At 73.3% G+C, this 19,246-nt stretch carries 18 protein-coding genes; 6 read left to right on the forward strand and 12 right to left on the reverse strand.

Annotated features, from left to right (window positions below; all coding sequences use genetic code 11):
- Positions 1-702, reverse strand: coding sequence for a CDP-alcohol phosphatidyltransferase family protein (locus H958_RS42015; protein ID WP_037412229.1), 702 nt, complete (start codon positions 700-702; stop codon positions 1-3).
- A gap of 160 nt (positions 703-862) precedes the next feature.
- Between H958_RS42015 and H958_RS42020 the strand changes: the two genes are divergently transcribed.
- The gene (locus tag H958_RS42020; RefSeq protein ID WP_037412232.1) at positions 863-2,188 is read left to right on the forward strand and encodes a glutamate decarboxylase; all 1,326 of its coding nucleotides are present in this window, start codon (positions 863-865) and stop codon (positions 2,186-2,188) included.
- Positions 2,189-2,196: 8 nt separating this feature from the next.
- Here H958_RS42020 and H958_RS0132285 read toward each other — a convergent pair whose 3' ends face one another.
- Positions 2,197-2,988, reverse strand: a complete 792-nt coding sequence (locus H958_RS0132285) for a nitrilase-related carbon-nitrogen hydrolase (protein ID WP_028061765.1) — start codon at positions 2,986-2,988, stop codon at positions 2,197-2,199.
- Positions 2,989-3,015: 27 nt separating this feature from the next.
- Between H958_RS0132285 and H958_RS0132290 the strand changes: the two genes are divergently transcribed.
- Positions 3,016-3,846: a PhzF family phenazine biosynthesis protein gene (locus H958_RS0132290; RefSeq protein WP_037412235.1), complete on the forward strand. Its 831-nt coding sequence runs from the start codon at positions 3,016-3,018 to the stop codon at positions 3,844-3,846.
- Between the two features lie 115 nt (positions 3,847-3,961).
- Positions 3,962-4,462, forward strand: coding sequence for a DUF302 domain-containing protein (locus H958_RS42025; protein ID WP_037412236.1), 501 nt, complete (start codon positions 3,962-3,964; stop codon positions 4,460-4,462).
- Between the two features lie 70 nt (positions 4,463-4,532).
- Here H958_RS42025 and H958_RS0132300 read toward each other — a convergent pair whose 3' ends face one another.
- The 3 genes from H958_RS0132300 to H958_RS0132310 are packed head-to-tail and all read right to left on the reverse strand — an operon-like array spanning position 4,533 to position 7,520.
- A complete protein-coding gene (locus tag H958_RS0132300; protein WP_028061675.1) occupies positions 4,533-5,741 on the reverse strand; it encodes an adenosylhomocysteinase in 1,209 nt (402 codons plus the stop codon).
- Positions 5,731-7,152: an adenosylhomocysteinase gene (gene ahcY / locus H958_RS0132305; RefSeq protein ID WP_028061676.1), complete on the reverse strand. Its 1,422-nt coding sequence runs from the start codon at positions 7,150-7,152 to the stop codon at positions 5,731-5,733. Before ahcY ends, H958_RS0132300 begins: the two co-directional genes overlap by 11 nt.
- Positions 7,149-7,520: a MerR family transcriptional regulator gene (locus H958_RS0132310; protein WP_028061677.1), complete on the reverse strand. Its 372-nt coding sequence runs from the start codon at positions 7,518-7,520 to the stop codon at positions 7,149-7,151. The genes ahcY and H958_RS0132310 overlap by 4 nt, the downstream gene beginning before the upstream one ends.
- A 94-nt stretch (positions 7,521-7,614) precedes the next feature.
- On the opposite strand from H958_RS0132310, the gene H958_RS0132315 reads away from it, so the two are divergent.
- Both H958_RS0132315 and H958_RS0132320 read left to right on the forward strand, forming a co-directional pair.
- On the forward strand, positions 7,615-8,772 hold the full coding sequence (locus tag H958_RS0132315) for a low temperature requirement protein A (RefSeq protein ID WP_028061678.1): 1,158 nt from the start codon (positions 7,615-7,617) through the stop codon (positions 8,770-8,772).
- A gap of 11 nt (positions 8,773-8,783) precedes the next feature.
- Entirely contained in the window at positions 8,784-10,460 is a 1,677-nt protein-coding gene (locus tag H958_RS0132320; protein WP_028061679.1) for a thiamine pyrophosphate-binding protein, read from the forward strand.
- Between the two features lie 82 nt (positions 10,461-10,542).
- Here the strand turns inward: H958_RS0132320 and H958_RS0132325 are convergent, their stop codons facing one another.
- The 7 genes from H958_RS0132325 to H958_RS0132355 form a co-directional block, all read right to left on the reverse strand.
- Positions 10,543-12,108: an aldehyde dehydrogenase family protein gene (locus tag H958_RS0132325; protein ID WP_028061680.1), complete on the reverse strand. Its 1,566-nt coding sequence runs from the start codon at positions 12,106-12,108 to the stop codon at positions 10,543-10,545.
- A 177-nt stretch (positions 12,109-12,285) separates the two neighbouring features.
- Complete coding sequence (locus H958_RS44535) at positions 12,286-13,683, reverse strand: amidohydrolase (RefSeq protein WP_051325111.1); 1,398 nt, start codon at positions 13,681-13,683, stop codon at positions 12,286-12,288.
- A complete protein-coding gene (locus H958_RS47130) occupies positions 13,680-13,838 on the reverse strand; it encodes a hypothetical protein (protein WP_156028454.1) in 159 nt (52 codons plus the stop codon). The genes H958_RS44535 and H958_RS47130 overlap by 4 nt, the downstream gene beginning before the upstream one ends.
- Positions 13,817-14,482 carry an HAD hydrolase-like protein gene (locus H958_RS0132340; RefSeq protein WP_051325112.1) on the reverse strand — a complete coding sequence of 222 codons (666 nt, stop codon included), beginning with the start codon at positions 14,480-14,482 and terminating at the stop codon, positions 13,817-13,819. Before H958_RS0132340 ends, H958_RS47130 begins: the two co-directional genes overlap by 22 nt.
- A 52-nt stretch (positions 14,483-14,534) precedes the next feature.
- The gene (locus H958_RS0132345) at positions 14,535-15,581 is read right to left on the reverse strand and encodes a bifunctional phosphoglucose/phosphomannose isomerase (RefSeq protein WP_231379417.1); all 1,047 of its coding nucleotides are present in this window, start codon (positions 15,579-15,581) and stop codon (positions 14,535-14,537) included.
- The gene (locus tag H958_RS0132350; protein ID WP_028061683.1) at positions 15,581-16,681 is read right to left on the reverse strand and encodes a sugar phosphate nucleotidyltransferase; all 1,101 of its coding nucleotides are present in this window, start codon (positions 16,679-16,681) and stop codon (positions 15,581-15,583) included. The genes H958_RS0132345 and H958_RS0132350 overlap by 1 nt, the downstream gene beginning before the upstream one ends.
- Positions 16,682-16,686: 5 nt before the next feature.
- The gene (locus tag H958_RS0132355) at positions 16,687-18,009 is read right to left on the reverse strand and encodes a UDP-glucose dehydrogenase family protein (RefSeq protein ID WP_028061684.1); all 1,323 of its coding nucleotides are present in this window, start codon (positions 18,007-18,009) and stop codon (positions 16,687-16,689) included.
- Positions 18,010-18,081: 72 nt separating this feature from the next.
- Here H958_RS0132355 and H958_RS42035 point away from each other — a divergent pair, with 72 nt between their 5' ends.
- A complete protein-coding gene (locus tag H958_RS42035) occupies positions 18,082-19,245 on the forward strand; it encodes a calcium-binding protein (RefSeq protein WP_231379418.1) in 1,164 nt (387 codons plus the stop codon).
- Position 19,246 lies beyond the last annotated feature (1 nt).

A 19,246-nucleotide genomic window follows, 5' to 3' on the forward strand; every position in this document is an offset into this window, starting at 1 on the left:
TCAGCCGGCGGCGCGCGGCTCGCGCAGCGCCAGCAGCCGCAGATTCCCGAGCGCCCGCGCGAAGCCGGCCACCAGCATCGCGCCCGCCGCGCCGAGCGCGGCGACGTCGAGCAGCGTGAGCGTCTGGCCGAGCAGCGGCAGCGCGGCGCGGGCGCCCAGCGCCGTGACGACCAGCAGCAGCATCAGGCCGAGCCGCGCCTCGGTCGGTCCGAGGCGCCCGTAGCCGAGCGTGAACACGCCGAGCGCCTGCGTCTCGAGGTAGCTGTTGATCGACAGCGCCAGGTACGCGATCACGAGCACGAGCGCGACCGTGAGGTGCATGTGCGCGGTCAGCCCGAGGCCGATGCCGACCAAGGCGGTCGAGACCGCGTCCGCGAGGTGGTCGAGGTAGTAGCCGTAGCGCGGGCGCTCGGCGCGGCGCACGCGCGCGAGCGTGCCGTCGAGCGAGTCGCCGAGCCACTGCACCACGAGCAGCCCCGCCATCCCCCACAGCCACCCGAGCGCGCCGAAGGCCGCGAAGCCGCCCGCGGCGAGCAGCGCGAGGGCGGTCAAGTGATCCGGCAGGACCTGCGCCGGCAGGCGGCGCGCGATCGCCTCGAGCAGGCGCTGCTCGGGACGCGCGAGCAGGAAGGCCTTCTTGCGCGGGGCGGTGGCCCCGTCGGATTCGGGCTGCGACCTGCGCCGAGGCGGCTGAACGTCCATGTGTGCATCCTCCTTGTTGACCGGCGGTTGGCAACGCGCAACGTACACCGCCGCGGGCAGCTTGTCGACCGATGGTCAACAACTCCCAACACGCGCCTGGACGCGGCCCGCTCCCTGCAGCCGCGCCCCACGCTCATCGGCGGGCTGTAGCGTCCGGGCCATGACGCGGCGCCACGACGAGATCTGGGTCCGTCCGCAGCTCTCGCTCGGCCGCCGGGTCAGCATTCCGCGCGACCGCATCCCCGAGCACGCGGTCGACCCGCAGACCGCCTACCAGCTGGTCCACGACGAGCTGCTGCTGGACGGCAACGCCCGGCTGAACCTCGCCACGTTCGTGACCACCTGGATGGAGCCGCAGGCGCGCGTGCTGATCCAGGAGTGCCTCGACAAGAACCTGATCGACAAGGACGAGTACCCGCAGACGGAGGAGCTCGAGCGGCGCTGCGTCGAGATCCTGTCGAGCCTCTGGCACGCGCCCGGCGATCCCGCCACGGGCACCTCGACGACCGGCTCCTCCGAGGCATGCATGCTCGGCGGACTCGCCCTGCTGCGGCGCTGGCGGGCGCGCAATCCGGGCCGCGACCGGCCGAACCTGGTGATGGGCGCCAACGTCCAGGTCTGCTGGCACAAGCTCTGCCGCTACTGGGACATCGAGGCGCGCATCGTCCCCGTCGGCGACGGAACCACGCACCTCTCCCCCGAGCGCGCCGCCCAGGCCTGCGACGAGAGCACGATCGGCGTCGTGGCCATCCTCGGCTCGACCTTCGACGGCTCCTACGAGCCCGTCCAGGCGATCGCCGGCGCGCTCGACCAGCTCGACGTCGACGTCCCGATCCACGTCGACGCCGCCTCGGGCGGCTTCATCGCCCCGTTCCTGGACGCGGAGCTCGAGTGGGACTTCCGCATCCCGCGCGTGCAGTCGATCAACGCCTCGGGCCACAAGTACGGCCTCGTCTATCCCGGCGTCGGTTGGGCCGTCTGGCGCGATCCGGAGGCGCTCCCGCGGGAGCTGCTGTTCGAGGTCGACTACCTCGGCGGCAAGATGCCCGACTACGGGCTGAACTTCTCCCGCCCGGGCGCCCAGGTGATCGCGCAGTACTACACCTTCATCCGCCTCGGCCACCAGGGCTACGAGCGCGTCCAGCAGGACTGCCGCGACGTCGCCACCTGGCTCGCGCACCACATCGAGGAGCTGGGCCCGTTCGAGCTGCTCTCACGCGGCGACGAGCTGCCGGTGTTCGCGTTCAAGCTCCGCGACGGCATCCCGTACAGCGTCTACGACGTCTCCGAGAAGCTGCGCGCGCACGGCTGGCTCGTCCCCGCCTACCCGATGCCCGAGGGGATGGACGACGTGCACGTGCTCCGGATCGTCGTCCGCAACGGCTTCACGCGCGACATGGCGGATCTGCTCGCCCGCCACCTCGGGGACATCGTCGAGCGCCTGGAGCAGCCGGACGCCGAGCCGAGGCCCGGCTTCCACCACTAGCTCGAAGCTCAGTACACGTCGACGCGCCGGTCGGCCAGCACGTCGTTGCGCTCGCTGATGCGCTTGTCGCGCGCCTCGGCGAGATCGACCGGCGCGCGCAGCAGCTGCGGCTCGGCTGAAGCGCGCGCGCCCGCGAGCGGGAAGCCTGACGGCGCCAGCAGCGAGCTCCCGCCGACCCAGTCGACGCCGCGCTCGCGCCCGCAGCGATCCGCGGCGGCGATGAAGACGCGGCTCGAGGACGCCGCCGCCATCGCGCGCACGACCTCCATCGGCCGCTCGCCCTCGGGCCGGCCCTCGTCGGGCCAGTTGGTCGGCACGCAGATCAGCTCGGCGCCGCGCAGCGCGAGCCCGCGCACGACTTCGGGGAACTCGATGTCGAAGCAGACGCACAGCCCGAGCCGCCCGACCGCCGTCTCGACCACGGGCGGGAACGCGTCGCCCGGCGTGAAGAAGAGCTTCTCGCGATCCCACAGGTGCAGCTTGCGGTAGCGGGCGAGCACGCCGGACGCGTTCACGATCGCGGCCGAGTTGTAGAGCACGTCGCCGTCGAGCTCGGCGAACCCGCCCGCGACGATGCAGCCCGCCGCCGCCGCGGCGTCCACCCACGGCGCCAGCGCCTCGGTCGCCGGCCGCGCCACGGCGCGCGCCTCCTCGGGCGACTCGAACACATAGCCGGAGGTCGCGAGCTCCGGCACCACGACCACATCGGCCTGTGCGCGCGCGATCGCCTCGCGCACCGCGTCCTGATTGGCCTCATAGGCGCCGACCACCGGCGCCATCTGCACGCATGCGACCTCCACAGCCGCAGAGTTTCTAGCATCGCGCGCATGAGCGCCCCTCTGCACTACGCCGCCTTCACCGACCACCCCGCGGGCGGCAACCCCGCCGGCGTCGTGCTCGACGCCTCCGGGCTGAGCGACGAGCGGATGCTGGAGATCGCCGCGGAGCTCGGCTACTCGGAGTCGGCGTTCGCGCTCGCGCGTGGGGGCGGCGAGTACGACGTGCGCTACTTCAGCCCGCTCGCGGAGGTGCCGTTCTGCGGCCACGCGACGATCGCCACCGCCGTCGCGATCGCCGAGCGCGACGGCGCCGGCCCGCTCGTCTTCCACACGCAGGCCGGCGAGGTCCGGGTCGACACGAGCGGCTCGGCGGGTGCGGTGACCGCGACGCTCACGAGCGTCGTCCCGCACGTCGAGGAGGCGCCGGGGACGCTGCTCGCGCCGGCGCTCGACGCGCTGCGCTACGCCCGCACCGATCTCGACCCGGCACTCCCGCCCAAGGTCGGCTACGCCGGCGCCCGCCATCTGATCATCGGCGCCGCCACGCGCGAGCGCCTGGCCGCCCTCGACTATGACTTCGACGCCCTGCAGCGGGTGATGCTCGACCACGACATCACCACGGTCGACCTCGTGTGGCGCGAGGACGCGACGACATTCCACGCGCGCAACCCGTTCCCGGTCGGCGGCGTGGTCGAGGATCCCGCGACGGGCGCGGCGGCCGCCGCCTTCGGCGCCTACCTGCGCGAGCTGGGCCTCGTCACGCCCCCGGTCACGGTGACCGTGCGCCAGGGCGTCGACATGGGCCGCCCGAGCCTGCTGGAGGTCGAGATCGGCGCGCGGCCGGAGATCCGGGTGACGGGCGCCGCCGTCGCCATGTGAGCGCGGTCACGGCCGCGCCGGCGCACGTTGGCGTGCAGCGAGGTACACGACCGGGCCGTCCGCAACCCCGGCGCCTTCCCGCCGGCCGTCCCGGCCGACATCCTCCGCAGCGATCATGAGCTCGCCCAGCGTCGAGGAGAAGCCGCTGTCGATCGTGCACGTGAAGATGACCACGCCGCGGCCCTACTCACACGTCACGCGCTTCATCGAGTCCCACCTCGGCCGGCTGACCGATTCCATCCGCAGGCTCGCGGAGCAGCGCGAGACCGAGCAGCTGCGGGCCGCGCTCGCCCGCGCCGCCGGCATCTACGGGCTGGCGCTGCATTACACGGCGGCGCACGGGCGGCTCCTGCAGCTCGAGGGCGCCGAGCAGCCCCTGGTGGCCTACTCCATCGGCAACGTCCTGCTATCCGAGCAGATGGCCAAGGTCGACTTCGCGACCGGCCTCTACGCGCCGCTGCGCGTCGTGATCTACGGCAACGCCGAGGGCGGCACGACGCTCGAGTACGACAAGCCGTCGTCGCTGTTCGGGCAGTTCCAGGATCCGCGCATCGACGCCGTCGCGGCGACGCTCGACAGCCGCCTCGACACGCTGCTGCGCGCCGCGGCGACCTAGGAGCCCGTTGGTCTTTCCCCGCCGCGCGATGCGGCACGCCCGCGGCGCCGCTTCAAGGATCAACAGACTCCTAGGGCGTCCAGGTCGAGAGGTACTCGCGCTGCTCGGGCGTGAGCTCGTCGATCCGCACGTCGAGCGCGGCGAGCTTGAGCGACGCCGCCTCGCGCTCGATCTCCTCCGGCACCGCGTGCACGCCGGGCGTCCAGCCGCCGCGCGCGAGCGCCTCGGCCGCGAGCGCCTGCAGCGCGAACGACATGTCCATGACCGCCGCCGGATGCCCGGCCGCGGCCGCCAGGTTCACGACGCGGCCGGCCGCGAGCAGGTTCAGCGCGCGGTCGCCGACCTGGTAGCGCTCCACGAGCGGCAGCACCTCGCGCACGTCGCTCGCGGCGGCGCGCAGGTCGGCGAGCGAGATCTCGACGTCGAAGTGGCCGGCGTTGGCGAGCACGGCGCCGTCCTTCATGCGGGTGAAGTGCTCCGCGCGGAGGACGTCGCGGACGCCGGTGAGCGTGATGAAGACGTCGCCGCGCTCGGCGGCGTCGATGGCGCGCATCACCGCGAAGCCCTCCATCCGCGCCTCGAGCGCGCGCAGCGGGTCGACCTCGCAGACGATCACCGCCGCGCCGAGGCCATGCGCCCGCAGCGCGACGCCGCGGCCGGTGGCGCCGTAGCCGAGCACGACCACGGTGAGGCCGGCGAGCAGCACGTTGGTCGCGCGGACGATCCCGTCGAGCACCGACTGGCCGGCGCCGAAGCGGTCATTGAACGCGCGCTCCGCGCGCGCCTCGTTGACCGCGATCACCGGGACCAGCAGCCGGCCCTCCGCCTCCATCGCGCGCAGGCGGACGAGCCCGGTCGTGGTCTCCTCGGTGGCGCCGAGCATCTCGCCGAGCCGGCCCGGGCGCGCGGCGTGCAGCGCCCCGAGCAGGTCGGCGCCGTCGTCGAGCGTGATCCGCGGCTCGCGCGCCACCACGGACGCGACGCCCGCCGCCCAGGAGTCGGGGCCGCCGGCGTGGACCTCCGCCTCGGCGGACAGCGCCGCGGCGACGTCGTGCTGGGTGGCGAACGGGTTGGAGGCGCACAGCGCCACCTCGGCGCCGCCGGCCTGCAGCGCACGCACGAGGTTCGCGGTCTCGGACGTGACGTGCAGGCAGGCGCCGACCGTCAGGCCCGCGAGCGGGCGCTCGCGGGCGAAGCGCTCGCGGATCGAGCGCAGGACGGGCATGCGCCCGTCCGCCCACTCGATCCGCGACAGCCCTGTATCGCGGCTAGTAGCGATAGTGGTCCGGCTTGTAGGGGCCCTGGACCGGGACGTCGATGTAGGCGGCCTGCTCCGGCGTGAGCTCGGTCAGGCGGGCGCCCAGCGCGTCGAGGTGCAGGCGCGCGACCTTCTCGTCGAGGTGCTTGGGCAGCACGTAGACCTGCTTGTCGTAGCTGCCGGTCTTCGTGAACAGCTCGATCTGGGCGATCGTCTGGTTCGTGAAGGAGTTCGACATCACGAACGACGGGTGGCCCGTCGCGTTGCCGAGGTTCAGCAGGCGGCCCTCGGACAGCACGATGATCGTGTGGCCGTCGGCGAAGCGCCACTCGTGCACCTGGGGCTTGATCTCCGTGCGCTCGATGCCCGGCAGCTTCGCCAGGCCGGCCATGTCGATCTCGTTGTCGAAGTGGCCGATGTTGCCGACGATCGCCTGGTGCTTCATGCGCGACATCTGCCCGGCCGAGATGACGTCCTTGTTGCCGGTCGCCGTGATGAAGATGTCGGCCGTCTCGACCACGTCCTCGAGCGTGGCGACCTGGTAGCCCTCCATCGCCGCCTGCAGCGCGCAGATCGGGTCGATCTCGGTGACGATGACGCGCGCGCCCTGGCCGCGCAGCGACTCCGCGCAGCCCTTGCCGACGTCGCCATAGCCGAGCACGACGCAGACCTTGCCGCCGATCATCACGTCGGTGCCGCGGTTGATGCCGTCGATCAGCGAGTGGCGGCAGCCGTAGAGGTTGTCGAACTTCGACTTGGTGACGGAGTCGTTGACGTTGATCGCCGGGAAGAGCAGCTTGCCCTGGGAGGCGAACTGGTACAGGCGGTGCACGCCCGTGGTCGTCTCCTCGGTGACGCCCTTGATGCTGGCCGCCGCGCGCGTCCACTTCTGGCCGTCCTCGGCCAGGTTGCGCGTCAGCGTCTCGAGGATGATCCGGTGCTCGTCGCTGTCGGCCGTGGACGGATCCGGCACCGCGCCGGCCGCCTCGTACTCGACGCCGAGGTGGACGAGCAGCGTGGCGTCGCCGCCGTCGTCGAGGATCATGTTCGGACCTTCGCCGTCCTGCCACGTGAGCGCCTGCTCGGTGCACCACCAGTACTCCTCGAGCGTCTCGCCCTTCCAGGCGAAGACCGGGATGCCGGCCTCGGCGATCGCCGCCGCGGCGTGATCCTGGGTCGAGAAGATGTTGCACGACGCCCAGCGGACCTGTGCACCGAGAGCGACGAGCGTCTCGATCAGCACGGCGGTCTGGATCGTCATGTGCAGCGAGCCCGTGATGCGGGCGCCCTTCAGCGGCTGGGCGCCGGCGAACTCCGCGCGCGTCGCCATAAGGCCGGGCATCTCGTGCTCGGCGAGCTGGATCTCCTTGCGGCCGAACGCCGCGAGGCCGATGTCGGCGACCTTGTAGTCGAGGGTCGGGGTGGCGGTCATACGGTCTCCGGGGTGGGGGTCAATGCGGCGAGGAGGCGCTGATGCTTCTCCTTCTCGAAGCTCAGCCAGTCGCCCGCCGCGATGCCGGCTGGGAGCTGTGCCTCGGCATCCAGCCAGGCGTCGGTCGCCTGGCGCAGGCCCGGCTCGCGGTTCAGCCGCAGCGCGAACGCGAGGTCGGAGAGCCCGATCTCGTGCTCGTCCAGCAGTTCGCGCAGCGTGCGCAGGCGCTGGAGCTCGGCGGGACCGTAGAGGCGATAGCCGGACGCGGAGCGCGCCGGCTCGACGAGCCCGACGCGCTCGACGTAGCGCAGCATCCGCGGGCTCCAGCCCGTGGTCTCCGCCGCCTCCTGGATCGTCAGCGCGTCCATCTGGACGCCAGTGTAGCGCTACCCTGACACAACTGTGTCAAGGTTGGCGGCGCTGTCTCGCCGAGACGAGCTCTGATCCGGTCATGATGGGCAGATGACCGCCGTCGCCGAGCCCGAGCATCACGTCGAGTCCGAGCAGAGGGTCACGCCGCTCGAGCTGTTCTTCGACCTGGTGTTCGTGTTCGCGATCACGCAGGTCACGACGATGCTCGCCGCCGACCCGACGTGGGCCGGGCTCGCGCGTGGGATGCTCGTCTTCTCCGCCCTCTGGTGGGCATGGGCGGCGTTCTCGTGGCTGACGAACTCGGTCGACGCCGAGGAGGGCCCGACGCGTGCGGCGATGATCGCGGCGATGGCGGCGGCGCTGGTCGCGTCGCTGGCGGTGCCGGGCGCGTTCGGGGACGAGGCGCTCGTGTTCGCGCTCGCCTACACCGCGTTGCGGCTGCTGCACATCGTCGTCTACGTGCTCGCGGCGCCGTCGGCCGACGTGCGCGGCGCGATCGCGCGGATGGCGCCCGGGTTCGTCATCTTCTGCGGGCTGCTGCTCCTGGCTTCGGCGTTCGACGGCTGGGTCCAGGGCGCGATCTGGTGCCTGGCGCTGCTGGTGCACATCCTCGGGCTGGTCGTGGTCGGCGTGCGCGGGTGGCAGGTCTCGCCGGCCCACTTCGCCGAGCGCCACGGGCTGATCGTGATCATCGCGCTCGGCGAGTCGATCGTGTCGATCGGCGTCGGCGCGGCGGGGCTGGAGGTCGACGGCGGCGTGATCGCCGCCGCGGCGCTCGGGATCCTCGCGACCTCGGCGCTGTGGTGGGCGTACTTCGACGTCGTCGCCCCGGTGGCGCAGCGGCGGCTGGAGCAGGCGCGCGGCGATGCGCGGACGCGCATGGCGCGCGACTCCTACACGTTCCTGCACCTGCCGATGCTCGCGGGGATCGTCCTGCTCGCGCTCGGCATCAAGAAGACGGTCTCGCACTACGACGAGGAGCTGAAGCTCGTCCCGGCGGTCGCGCTGTGCGGCGGCGTGGCGCTGTACCTGCTCGCACTCGTCGCGTTCAGGCTGCGCAACGTCCACACGTGGAACACGCAGCGCACGGTCGCCGGAGTCGTGTGCCTGGCGCTGATCCCCGCGGCGACCGCGGTGCCGGCGCTCGCCGCGCTGGCGCTGGTGACCGCGCTGCTCTGCGCGCTGATCGCCTACGAGGCGATCCACTTCGCCGAGGCCAGGGCGCGCGTCCGCCACGCCGGGCGGTAGGTTGCGGCCGCATGTCGCCGGGAGCCGCAGTCATGGTCGAGGAGCTGGAACGGGCGGGGGTCGAGGTCGCCTTCGGGCTCCCCGGCGTGCACAACCTCGCGTTGTGGGAGGCGCTGCGCTCGTCCTCCATCCGGCTCGTGGGCGTGCGCCACGAGCAGACGGCGGCGTACGCGGCGGACGGGTATGCGCGGGCGACAGGCCGCCTCGGCGTGGCGCTCACGACGACAGGTCCGGGCGCGGCGAACACGCTGGCGGGGGTCGGCGAGGCGTGGGCGTCGCGGTCGCCGATCCTCGTGATCGCGACCGACATTCCCTCCGGGCTGCGGCGGGAGGGCGCCTACCGCGGCATCCTGCACGAGACCGCGGGCCAGGCGGACATGTTCGCGCCGGTCGTGAAGGCGACGCACGTGGCGCACACGGCCGGCGCGGTGGCGGGGGCCGCGGCGGCCGCGATCCGCGACGCGCTCGCCGCCCCCACGCGGCCCGTGTACCTCGAGATCTCGACCGATCTGCTCGCCGCGGACGTCCCGGACGGCCGTCACGACGCCGGGGCCGGCGTCGCGCACGCGCCGGTGGCCGCGGGCGCCGCGCTCGCGGCCTCGACGTCGTCGCCGGCCGCCGGGCCGGCGATCGCGCTCGCCCCGCTCGACGGCGCGCTCGAGCAGGCGGTCGCGCGGATCGACGCTGCGGCGCGGCCGCTGATCTGGGCCGGCGGCGGCGCCCGCGACGCGGGCGATGAGGTCGCGCGGCTGGCCGGCAAGCTCGGCGCGCCGGTCCTCACCACCTACGGCGCCGCCGGGATCCTCTCCGGGCACCGCTGCCTCGTCGGGCTTCCGCCGCACGCCGAGCCTGCCGGGCGCCTGTGGGACGAGGCCGACCTCGTGCTCGCGATCGGGTCCGACCTCGACGGCGTGCAGACGCAGAACTTCGCCCAGCCGCAGCCGCCGGCGCTGATCGCGGTGTCGCTGGAGCCGGTCGGCAACTACCGCGTCGACGTCGCGCTGACCGGTGAAGCAGCGGCGGTCACCGCCGCGCTCGCCGACCGGGTGACGGCCCGCGACGCGGACCCCCGCGAGCGCATCGCCGCCGTCCGCGCCGAGGCGTGCGGCGCGCTCGACGCCACGGCGCTGCGCTTCCTCGACGCGATCCGGTTCGCGCTGCCGGGCGACGCCGTGCTCGTCGCCGACATGTGCATCCCCGGCTACTGGCTGGCCGGCTTCTACACCCCGGCCGTCCCGCGGCGCCTGCAGGTCCCGCTCGGCTGGGGGACGCTGGGCTACGCGTTCCCCGCCTCGCTCGGCCCGGCGCTCGCCGGCGGCGGCCCCGTCGTGTCGGTCTCCGGCGACGGCGGCTTCCTGTACGCCTGCGGCGAGCTCGCCACGGTCGCGCAGGAGCGCATCCCGCTCACCGCGGTCGTGGTCGACGACGGCGGCTACGGGATGCTCCGCTACGACCAGGCCAAGGCCGGCGGGACGAGCTACGGCGTGGACCTGCTCACGCCCGACTTCGCGGCCCTCGCGGCGTCCTTCGGGATCCGCGCCGAGACCGTCGAGGGGCTCGACGACGAGTTCGGCGAGGCGCTCGCCCGGCACGTGGCCGATCCCGAGCCCAGCCTGCTGGTCGCCAAGACGCCGGTGCCCCTGGTTCCGCCGCCGAACACCTCGCCTAATTGGTACCGGCGCACGTAACGTCGCACGGAGGTCAGCGGTGCCCGGCAACCGGCCACGCCCGACCCGGCAACACCGGCAACGATGACCGGAGGGCGAAACCCTAAATCCTGAAGTCTGGACTCCCCGGGAGCTCCACTACGTCCATCTGGGCCTTCTGGAGCTTCCCCGCGTAGTCCCAGTTCATCGACTGCCAGCGGGTGAACTGGTCGAGCACCCAGATGCCCGACTGGCGCGAGCCGTTGCCGGACTTCCCGTTGCCGCCGAAGGGCAGGTGCGCCTCGGCGCCCGAGGTCGAGTTGTTGACCGAGACCATGCCGGCGCTGATGCGCTCGCGGAAGCGGAACGCGTGCTCGCCGGAGCGCGTGTAGATCGCCGACGACAGCCCGTACCCGTGCCCGTTGGCCAGCTCCATCGCCTCGTCGAAGCTGCTGAACCGCGCGACGCCGACGATCGGGCCGAAGGTCTCGGTCGAGTAGAGGGCGTCCCCGGCCGTCACGCCGACGACCAGCGACGGGTGGTAGAAGAGCCCCGCCTCGGGGTCGCCGACGAAGCCCTCGCGCGGGTTTGCGGCGTCGATCCGCCCGCGCGCGGTCGAGCCGTGGACGGTGTGGTGGTCCTCGATCAGGTCCAGCCAGTCCTCGAAGCGCTCCGCGAAGCGCTCGTGGATCATCGGGCCGTAGAGGACGTCCCGGGTCGGGTCGCCGACGGCCGACGCGCGCAGCCGCTCGTCGAGCCGGCGGACGAACTCGTCATGGACGGACTCGTGGACGATCGCGGTGCCGAGCGACGTGCAGCGCTGGCCGGCGGTGCCGAAGCCGCCGAACAGCGCGCCCTCGACGGCGAGCGCGACGTCGGCGTCGTCCATCACGACCATCGGGTTCTTGCCGCCGAGCTCCAGGCACGGCGACTGCAGGTGGCGCCCGCACAGCTCGCCGACCTTCGATCCGACGGCGCTCGACCCGGTGAATCCGACCTTGTCGACGAGCCCTTCCTCGAGCGCCTGCGAGAGGCCCTTGAACGTCTCCTCGCCGCTCGCCTGCACCAGGTTCAGCACGCCCGCGGGGACGCCGCCAGCGTGGAAGAGCTTGACCATCGCGTCGCCGAGCGCGGCCGCGTACTCGGCCGGCTTCCAGACGACGGCGTTGCCGCACAGGATCGCCGGGACGAGGTACCACGCGGGGACGGCCACGGGGAAGTTGCCCGCGGTGATGATCGCCGCCACGCCGACCGGCATGCGGAAGGTGAACAGCTGCTTCTCGGGCATCTCCGACGGGACCGTCTGGCCGTACAGCCGCCGCCCCTCGCCGAGGAAGAAGTCGCACGTGTCGACGATCTCCTGCACCTCGCCGAGCGACTCGGCGTACGGCTTGCCGACCTCCTGCGTCACCAGCCGGGCGAGCGCCTCCTTGTTGGCCTCCACGAGCCGCCCGACCTGCGCGATCACGCGGCCGCGCGCCGGCGCCGGGACCTTCGCCCACTCGCGCTGCGCGGCCCGCGCGGCGCGCGCGGCGCCGGCGAACGTCGCCGCGTCGCCGAGCGCGATCTCCGCCACCACCTCCGCGGTCCGTGCCGGGTTCGTCGAGGTCAGGACGCCGCCCGGAGCGTCGCGCCGGACGTCGCCGCCGATGATCGAGCCCAGCATGGTGTCGGTGACGGTGGAGGACATGCGCATCACGCTACCGGGCCACGGCGCCGCCCGTCCGGGCCGGCTCCGCCGTCTCGTCGGCCGAACCGTCGTCGACGACGATCACCTCCGCGAGGTCGGGGTCTCCGAGCAGGCCGTCCAGGCAGGGGCCGATGCGCGGGGCTTCGTCGCGCGCCCGCGTCCGAGCAGTGATCGCCTTCAGAACGCCCGATGCGTCCAGCGACCGCGGGCGACGGTGCCGATGACCCGGGCGCCCTCGAGATCCGTACGCGGATCCCGGTCGAGGACGACGAGGTCCGCGGCGCACCCGGGCGCGAGACGGCCGTGGGTGGCCTCGCGCCCCTCGAGCCAGGCGGGCACCTCGGTCCAGGCACGCAGCGCGGTGTCGAGGTCGAGCGCTTCGTCCGGGCGCCAGTCGCGCAGGACGGCGGCGCGGATGCCGTCGAGCGGGTCGAGCGCCTCGACGGGTGCGTCCGAGCCGCCCGCGAGCCGCACGCCGGCGCGGTGCAGCGTCCCGTAGGCGTAGGAGCGCTCGATGCGGTCGCCCCACAGGCGCTCGGCGACGGCCTGGTCGGTGATCGCCATCGCGGGCTGGATCGAGGCGGTGACGCCGAGCGCGGCGAAGCGCGGGACGTCGTCGGGGTGCACGCACTGGGCATGCTCGATGCGTGGGCGCAGGCCGGCCCACGCGTCGCGCGTCGCCTCGAAGGCGTCCAGCGCGTCGCGCGCCGCCTGGTCGCCGATCGCGTGCACCGCCGTCGGCAGTCCGCGCGCCGCCGCGGCCCGGACGATCTCCTCGAACGCCTCGCGCGACGTCACCTCGACGCCGCCCCCGCCGATCATCCTCGCGGTGCGGGAGCCGAGCGTGCCGTCCATGAACGCCTTGACGTAGCCGGCGCCCGGCTCGTCCATCCGGTTGGCCGGGGTCGAGTGCCAGATCCGCAGCGGGAGCTCGCCGTCGGACGCCCGCAGCTCGCGCACCACGGCGATGCAGTCGAGCCACCCGTCCTTGTCGTGGATGGCCGTCACGCCGCGGCGCGAGAGCTCGGGAAGCGCCGCGCGCACCGCGTCGAGCTGCTCGGCACGGCTCGGAAGCGCGTAGCGGTCGCGGAACGCCCACGCGGCCTCCTCGCGCAGCATTCCGACCGGGCGCCCGTCCGCGTCGCGCTCCACGACGCCGCCGGGGACCTCCAGCGTCCGGTCCGCCAGCGCCAGCGCGGCGGAGTTGACCCACAGCGAGTGGAAGTCGTGCGCGAGCAGCGTGACCGGCACATCGCCGGAGACGGCGTCGAGCGTCTCCCGCGTCAGCGTGCTGTCGTCGTCGACGGCCCATCCGAAGCCGCGGACGAAGCCGCCCGCGGCTGCCTCGCGCACCAGCTCCAGCACGCGTTCCGGCGACGCGCCGCCGAGCTGGAGCTCGTGCAGCGACGACGACCAGGTCAACAGGTGCACGTGCGAGTCGGTGAACCCGGGCAGGATCACGGCGCCGTCCGGCAGCCGCTCGCCGCCCTCGCCGTCGAGCGCGGCGATCGCGCCGTCGCGGATGGTGACGCCGCTCGCGGCGGGAGCGCCCAGCAGGGTCCCACGCAGGATCATCGCGTCATCCTGCCAGCCCGGCCGCCTTCGGCGGCGCCTGCCACGAGTCGAGCACCCGGGACGGCCGCGGCGAGCAGGAGGGCGGCGGCGAGGATCAACGTCATGGCGCCCGCGTCGCGCGGCGCGAGCACACCTAGGTCGACGTCGCGCTCCACCCCGGCAGCAGCCGCTCGACCGCGCCGGGCAGCTCCGCCGGCGCCTCGGCGAACGCGTCCGCCGCCGCGAGCTCGTCCGCGTCGCCGATCCCCCACGCCACGGCGATCACCGGGATGCCGTTGGCGCGCGCGCCCTCGATGTCGTGCGAGCGGTCGCCGACCATCACCGCGGGCGGCCCGCCGACGCGCCCCAGCGCGTCGCGGACCGTCTGCGCCTTCGGCTCCATCTGCGAATCCAGCTCCGGGCCGGCGATCCACGCGAAGTGCCGGCTGAGCCCGAGCACGTCGAGCAGCGGGACGGCGAACGCGCGCGGCTTGGACGTCGCGACGGCCAGCCTGTGCCGGGCGCCGAGCGCCTCCAGCACCGGCTCGATGCCCTCGACCATCAGGCTGTCGCGCAGCGAGGCGACGGCGTAGCGCTCCCGATAGGCGGTCACCAGCGCGGCGACCTCGGGCGACCCGACGGGCTCGCCGGTCAGGTCCGAGAACGCCTCGAACAGCGGCGGGCCGATGTAGCGGTGCAGCAGCGCCTCGTCGCGCTCAGGATGGCCGCGCGAGACCAGCGCGTGGTTCATGCTCGCGCCGATCGCGGCGCGGGAGTCGACGAGCACACCGTCGAGATCGAACAGGACGGCGCCCGTCATGGGTGAGCATTCCAGCATGCGCTCGGCGGCGATCAGGTTCGACCGGCCTCGACTAGCGCGACGCGAGCTGGGTCTTCAGCCAGGCGATCGGCTCGATCTCGACCGGGTCGGCGCCGCGCAGGACCGCGACGTAGAGCGAGACGAGGTCGCCGAGCATGACCAGCGAGACGAGGCGCTCGAGCCGCGTCTCGCCGCGCGCGCTGACCTGGATCACGACCTCCGCGCCGGCCTCGGCGATCTCGGCCGTGAGCTCGGTGCGCAGCCGGTTGCGCGGCTGCGCCCCCGGATCATCGAGCAGGACCACGCCGAAGCGCCCGAGCTCGCGCGCCGCCGCCCAGCCGACGACCTCGTTGTGGCCGGCCTCCGGCAGCGCGAACGAGAACGCCGGCAGCGAGCTGTTCTCGTTGAACTGGCACTTCCAGCGATACGCCGCCGCGGCGGCGAGCTCGGCGCCGCCGATCACCGGCACGGTGCCGTCCAGCGCCCGCGCGAGCGCCTTGGCCTCGGAGTCCTCCGGGCCGTCCGGTCCCCACTCCGCCGCAAGCGTCTCGGCGAGGGCCGCCGCCGCCTCGACCTCGCCCTCCAGCCCAGGCGCGGCACCCGCCAGCGCGGCGGCCGCGAGCGCCGAGACGAGCGCGTAGCCGACCGCCGCCCGCGGCTGGAAGCCGCCCGGGACCGGGATCACCGGCACGCGGTCGCGCCGCGCGCGCTCGGCGAGCGAGCCGCCGGTGGTGGCGACGATCCGCGGCGCGCCGCGCTCGGCCGCGTCGTCGTAGCAGGCCAGCGTCTCCTCGGTCTCGCCCGAGTAGCTCGAGCACAGCACGAGCGTCTGCGGGCCGGCCCAGGCGGGCAGCTCGTAGCCGTCGGCGATCGAGAACGGGCGTGTCAGCCGCGGGCCGAGCGCAGCGGCGGCGAGCCTGCCGCCGACCGCCGAGCCGCCCATGCCGGCGACGATCACGCCGTCCGGCGCGTCGACCCGCGCCGCGCCGGCGGACTCGACCCGCCACAGCGCGTCGCGCAGGTGCGCGGCGAGATCGAGGGCCTCTGCCATCTGCGCGGTGCTGTCCACGGCGGCGACGCTGTCGCGGTCCAGGTTCATCAGAACAGCAGCGCCCGGTCGGGGAGCGTGACGCCCGGGAACACGCGCGCGCCGTTGGACACGACGTTGCCCGCGCCGAGCGTGACGCCTTCGCCGAGCACGCTCATGCCGTCCACGACGCAGTGGTCGCCGATCCGCACGCCGCCCGCGACGATGCAGCCGCGCAGCGTGCAGTTGGCGCCGATCTCCGCGCCGCGCATGACGACCGCGCTCTCGATCGTCGTGTTCTCGCCGACCGTCACGCCGTGCTCGAGCACGGCGCGGCCGCCGATGCGCGCGCCGTCGGCGATCCGGCAGCCGCTCTCGACCAGCGCCGACGGGACGATGCGCCCCTCGTTCTCCACGCCGTGCTCCACGCACAGGTACGAGGAGCCCATGCGCTCGGCGACCTGCGTGCCGACCGATCCCTCGAGGATGTCGAACGTGCCCTGCAGGTAGCGCTCGGGGGTGCCGATGTCCAGCCAGTAGCCGCGCGAGACGCAGCCGTACAGGCCGTCGCCCACCAGCCGCGGGAACACGTCGCGCTCGATCGACGCGGGCTCGCCGGCCTCCAGCAGGTCCAGGACGGAGCGCTCGAGCACGTAGACGCCGGCGGAGATGTTGTTCGTGTCGATCTCGTCCGGCGCCGGCTTCTCGACGAACTCGGTCACCGAGTTGTCGTCCGCCAACCGCACGAGGCCGTAGGGCGTCGGGTCCTCGACCGGCGTGAGCGCCAGCGTCGCCACCGCGCCGGTGCGCGTGTGCTGGTCGATCTGGGCGCTGACGTCGAGGTCGGTCAGCGTGTCGCCGTTGAGCATCAGGAAGCGCTCGTCCAGCAGTCGCTCGGCGAACTTCAGCGCACCGCCCGTGCCCAGGGGCCGCGGCTCCTCGACGTAGCGCAGGCGGATCCCCAGCGCATCGCCGTCGCCGAGCACGTTGCGCACGCCCGCGGCCAGGTGGCCGCACGACATCACGACGTCGTCGACGCCGTGCGAGCGCAGCCAGTCGATCATGAACGCGATGAACGGCCGGTCGACCAGCGGGACGACCGGCTTGGGCACCGTCGACGTGAGCGGTCGCAGCCGCGTGCCCTCGCCACCCGCCAGGATGAGCGCCTGCACGTGGCTCAGACCTCGCTGAGGTAGCTGACGGCGCGGCCCGCCGCCCGGCCGATCCCCTCATACACGAGTCCGGCTTCGCGCACGCGCTCGGGAGCGAGGAAGTTGCGCCCGTCGACCAGCAGGTTGCCGCGCATCGTGGCGGCCAGCTCGGCGAGGTCCAGCTCGCCGAACTCCGGCCATTCCGTGACCAGCACCAGCGCGTCCGCGCCCTCGGCGACCTCCGCGGCGGAGGACTTGAAGTCCACGCCGCGCGGGATCAGCTTGCGCGCCTCCTCCTCGGCCACCGGGTCATAGGCGCGCACGCTGGCGCCGACGCCCTGCAGACGGGCGGAGAGCACGAGCGAGGACGCCTCGCGCATGTCGTCGGTGTTCGGCTTGAACGCGAGCCCGAGCAGGCCGATCTCCTTGCCGACCAGCGTGCCAAGGTGCCGCTCCAGCTTGGCCAGCACGCGCCGCTTCTGCAGCTCGTTGACCTCGATCACCGAGTTGAGCAGCTGGAAGTGGTAGCCCGAGTTGCCGGCGAGCTGCTTGAGCGCCGTGACGTCCTTGGGGAAGCAGGAGCCGCCGAAGCCGATCCCGGCCTGCAGGAACCTCGGGCCGATCCGGGCGTCCAGCCCCATCCCCTTCGCGACCTCGACGACGTCGGCGCCGGTCTCCTCGCACACGTTGGCGATCTCGTTGATGAACGAGATCTTCGTCGCCAGGAACGCGTTGGACGCGAGCTTGACCATCTCGGCGCTGCGGATGTCGGTGCGCACCAGCGGCGCCTCGAGCGGCGCGTAGAGCTCCACCACCGCGTCGCCGGCCCAGTCGCCGTCGTCGCCCACGACCACGCGATCGGGCTTGAGGAAGTCCGAGATCGCGGAGCCCTCCTTGAGGAACTCCGGGCAGGAGACGTAGCGGAAGCCCTTCTCCTGCTCGGCGAAGACGCGCTTGATCGTCTCGCCGGTGCCGACCGGCACGGTGGACTTCATCACCAGCGCGTGGGCGTCGGACGCGGGCATCGCGTCGACGACGGCGTGGACGGCCGAGAGGTCGGCGTCGCCGGAGTAGGTCGGCGGTGTGCCGACGGCCACGAACAGCAGCCGCGCGTGCTCCAGCGCGTCCGCGAGGTCGGTGGAGAAGTGCAGCCGGTCGCGATGGCGGGCGACCAGCTCCTCCAGCCCTGGCTCCCAGATCGGGATCCGGCCCTGCTTGAGACCCTCGATCTTGGCCTCGTCGATGTCGATGCAGTAGACCTCGTTGCCGAGCTCCGCGAAGCCGGCCGCGGTCACCAGTCCGACGTAGCCCGTCCCGATGACGCCGATCGGTTCTCGATTCGAGTTCATGAAGGCGGTTCAGGTTACTGCGACCGTGCCGATGACCGGGCCATGCGCGCCCGGATCTCCGCTCTCACGGCCATGGTCGTGACGCTCCTGCTGCTCTCGACCGCCGTCGCGACCGCGAAGACGCCAACGAACGCGGCGGAGTCCCTCACGGGGACCGAGGGGGCCGACACGATCCACGGCCTCGGCGGCGCCGACCGGATCCGCGGCCTGGGCGGGAACGACGTCCTGACCGGCGACACGGGTCCCGACGACGTCGGCGGCGGGGCCGGGGACGACGACCTCGACGGCGGCTCGGGCGACGACGTGCTCGACGGCGGCGACGGCAACGACAAGGCGGCCGGCGGCTTCGGCCATGACACGCTGAGCGGCGGCGCGGGCGACGACGAGCTCGACGGCGGCGCGGCTCCCGACCGCCTCGACGGCGGCGACGGCAGCGACATCCTGCACGGCGGCTCGGGCGCCGACGACATCGCCGGCGGCCCGGGGAACGACACGATCTTCTACGACAGCGGCCCCGACCGGATCGACGCGGGCGACGGCGACGACGCGGTCTACGTCAACGGCGACACGGCGGTCGACACCGTCGACTGCGGCGCGGGCGTCGACACCCTCTACGTCCCGCCGGGGAACCTGCGTTACAACGCCAACCACCGGTACGGCGCCTACGACGGCCGGATCCGCAACTGCGAGAACGTCGTCGCGCAGGCGCCGGCGGAGGATCCGGCCAAGGGCATCAGCGACTCGGTCGGCGCCCACGGCGGCACGCGCCGCGGCACCGAGCGCAACGACAACCTGCGCGGCCAGCACGGCTCGGACACGATCTTCGGCCTCGGCGGCGACGACGTCCTGTGGGGCGACCAGAACCACGACAGCGGCGGCACGGCGGCCCGCCGGCAGCGCGACAGGCTCGACGGCGGCGCGGGCAACGACACGATCTACGGCGGCCGCGGAACGAACGCGATCAGCGGCGGCGACGGCGACGACTACCTGCAGGGCGGCGGCACGACCTCGAAGATCGCGGGCGGCGCCGGCAACGACACCATCCGCGTGACCTCAGGCGCCCGCACGACGGTCGACGCCGGCGCGGGCGACGACAAGATCACCGCGGTGATCCTGCGCGGCGGCGCGACGGTCTCCTGCGGTCCGGGCGACGACACCGTGTTCGTCTCCAAGTGGCCCGGCAATCGCAAGCGGGTCAAGGTCGCCTCCGACTGCGAGCACCGCGCGAAGCAGTAGC

Source organism: Candidatus Solirubrobacter pratensis, assembly GCF_000425945.1.
Classification (GTDB): Bacteria; Actinomycetota; Thermoleophilia; order Solirubrobacterales; family Solirubrobacteraceae; genus Solirubrobacter; species Solirubrobacter pratensis.

Excerpts from the sequence above, each read along its gene's own strand:
- H958_RS42015 (WP_037412229.1), bottom strand. The coding sequence starts at position 702 with ATGGACGTTCAGCCGCCTCGGCGCAGGTCGCAGCCCGAATCCGACGGG.
- H958_RS42020 (WP_037412232.1), top strand. The coding sequence starts at position 863 with ATGACGCGGCGCCACGACGAGATCTGGGTCCGTCCGCAGCTCTCGCTC.
- H958_RS0132290 (WP_037412235.1), top strand. The coding sequence starts at position 3,016 with ATGAGCGCCCCTCTGCACTACGCCGCCTTCACCGACCACCCCGCGGGC.
- H958_RS42025 (WP_037412236.1), top strand. The coding sequence starts at position 3,962 with ATGAGCTCGCCCAGCGTCGAGGAGAAGCCGCTGTCGATCGTGCACGTG.
- ahcY (WP_028061676.1), bottom strand. The coding sequence starts at position 7,152 with ATGACCGCCACCCCGACCCTCGACTACAAGGTCGCCGACATCGGCCTC.
- H958_RS0132310 (WP_028061677.1), bottom strand. The coding sequence starts at position 7,520 with ATGGACGCGCTGACGATCCAGGAGGCGGCGGAGACCACGGGCTGGAGC.
- H958_RS0132315 (WP_028061678.1), top strand. The coding sequence starts at position 7,615 with ATGACCGCCGTCGCCGAGCCCGAGCATCACGTCGAGTCCGAGCAGAGG.
- H958_RS0132320 (WP_028061679.1), top strand. The coding sequence starts at position 8,784 with ATGTCGCCGGGAGCCGCAGTCATGGTCGAGGAGCTGGAACGGGCGGGG.
- H958_RS0132325 (WP_028061680.1), bottom strand. The coding sequence starts at position 12,108 with ATGTCCTCCACCGTCACCGACACCATGCTGGGCTCGATCATCGGCGGC.
- H958_RS44535 (WP_051325111.1), bottom strand. The coding sequence starts at position 13,683 with ATGATCCTGCGTGGGACCCTGCTGGGCGCTCCCGCCGCGAGCGGCGTC.
- H958_RS0132340 (WP_051325112.1), bottom strand. The coding sequence starts at position 14,482 with ATGACGGGCGCCGTCCTGTTCGATCTCGACGGTGTGCTCGTCGACTCC.
- H958_RS0132345 (WP_231379417.1), bottom strand. The coding sequence starts at position 15,581 with ATGAACCTGGACCGCGACAGCGTCGCCGCCGTGGACAGCACCGCGCAG.
- H958_RS0132355 (WP_028061684.1), bottom strand. The coding sequence starts at position 18,009 with ATGAACTCGAATCGAGAACCGATCGGCGTCATCGGGACGGGCTACGTC.
- H958_RS42035 (WP_231379418.1), top strand. The coding sequence starts at position 18,082 with ATGGTCGTGACGCTCCTGCTGCTCTCGACCGCCGTCGCGACCGCGAAG.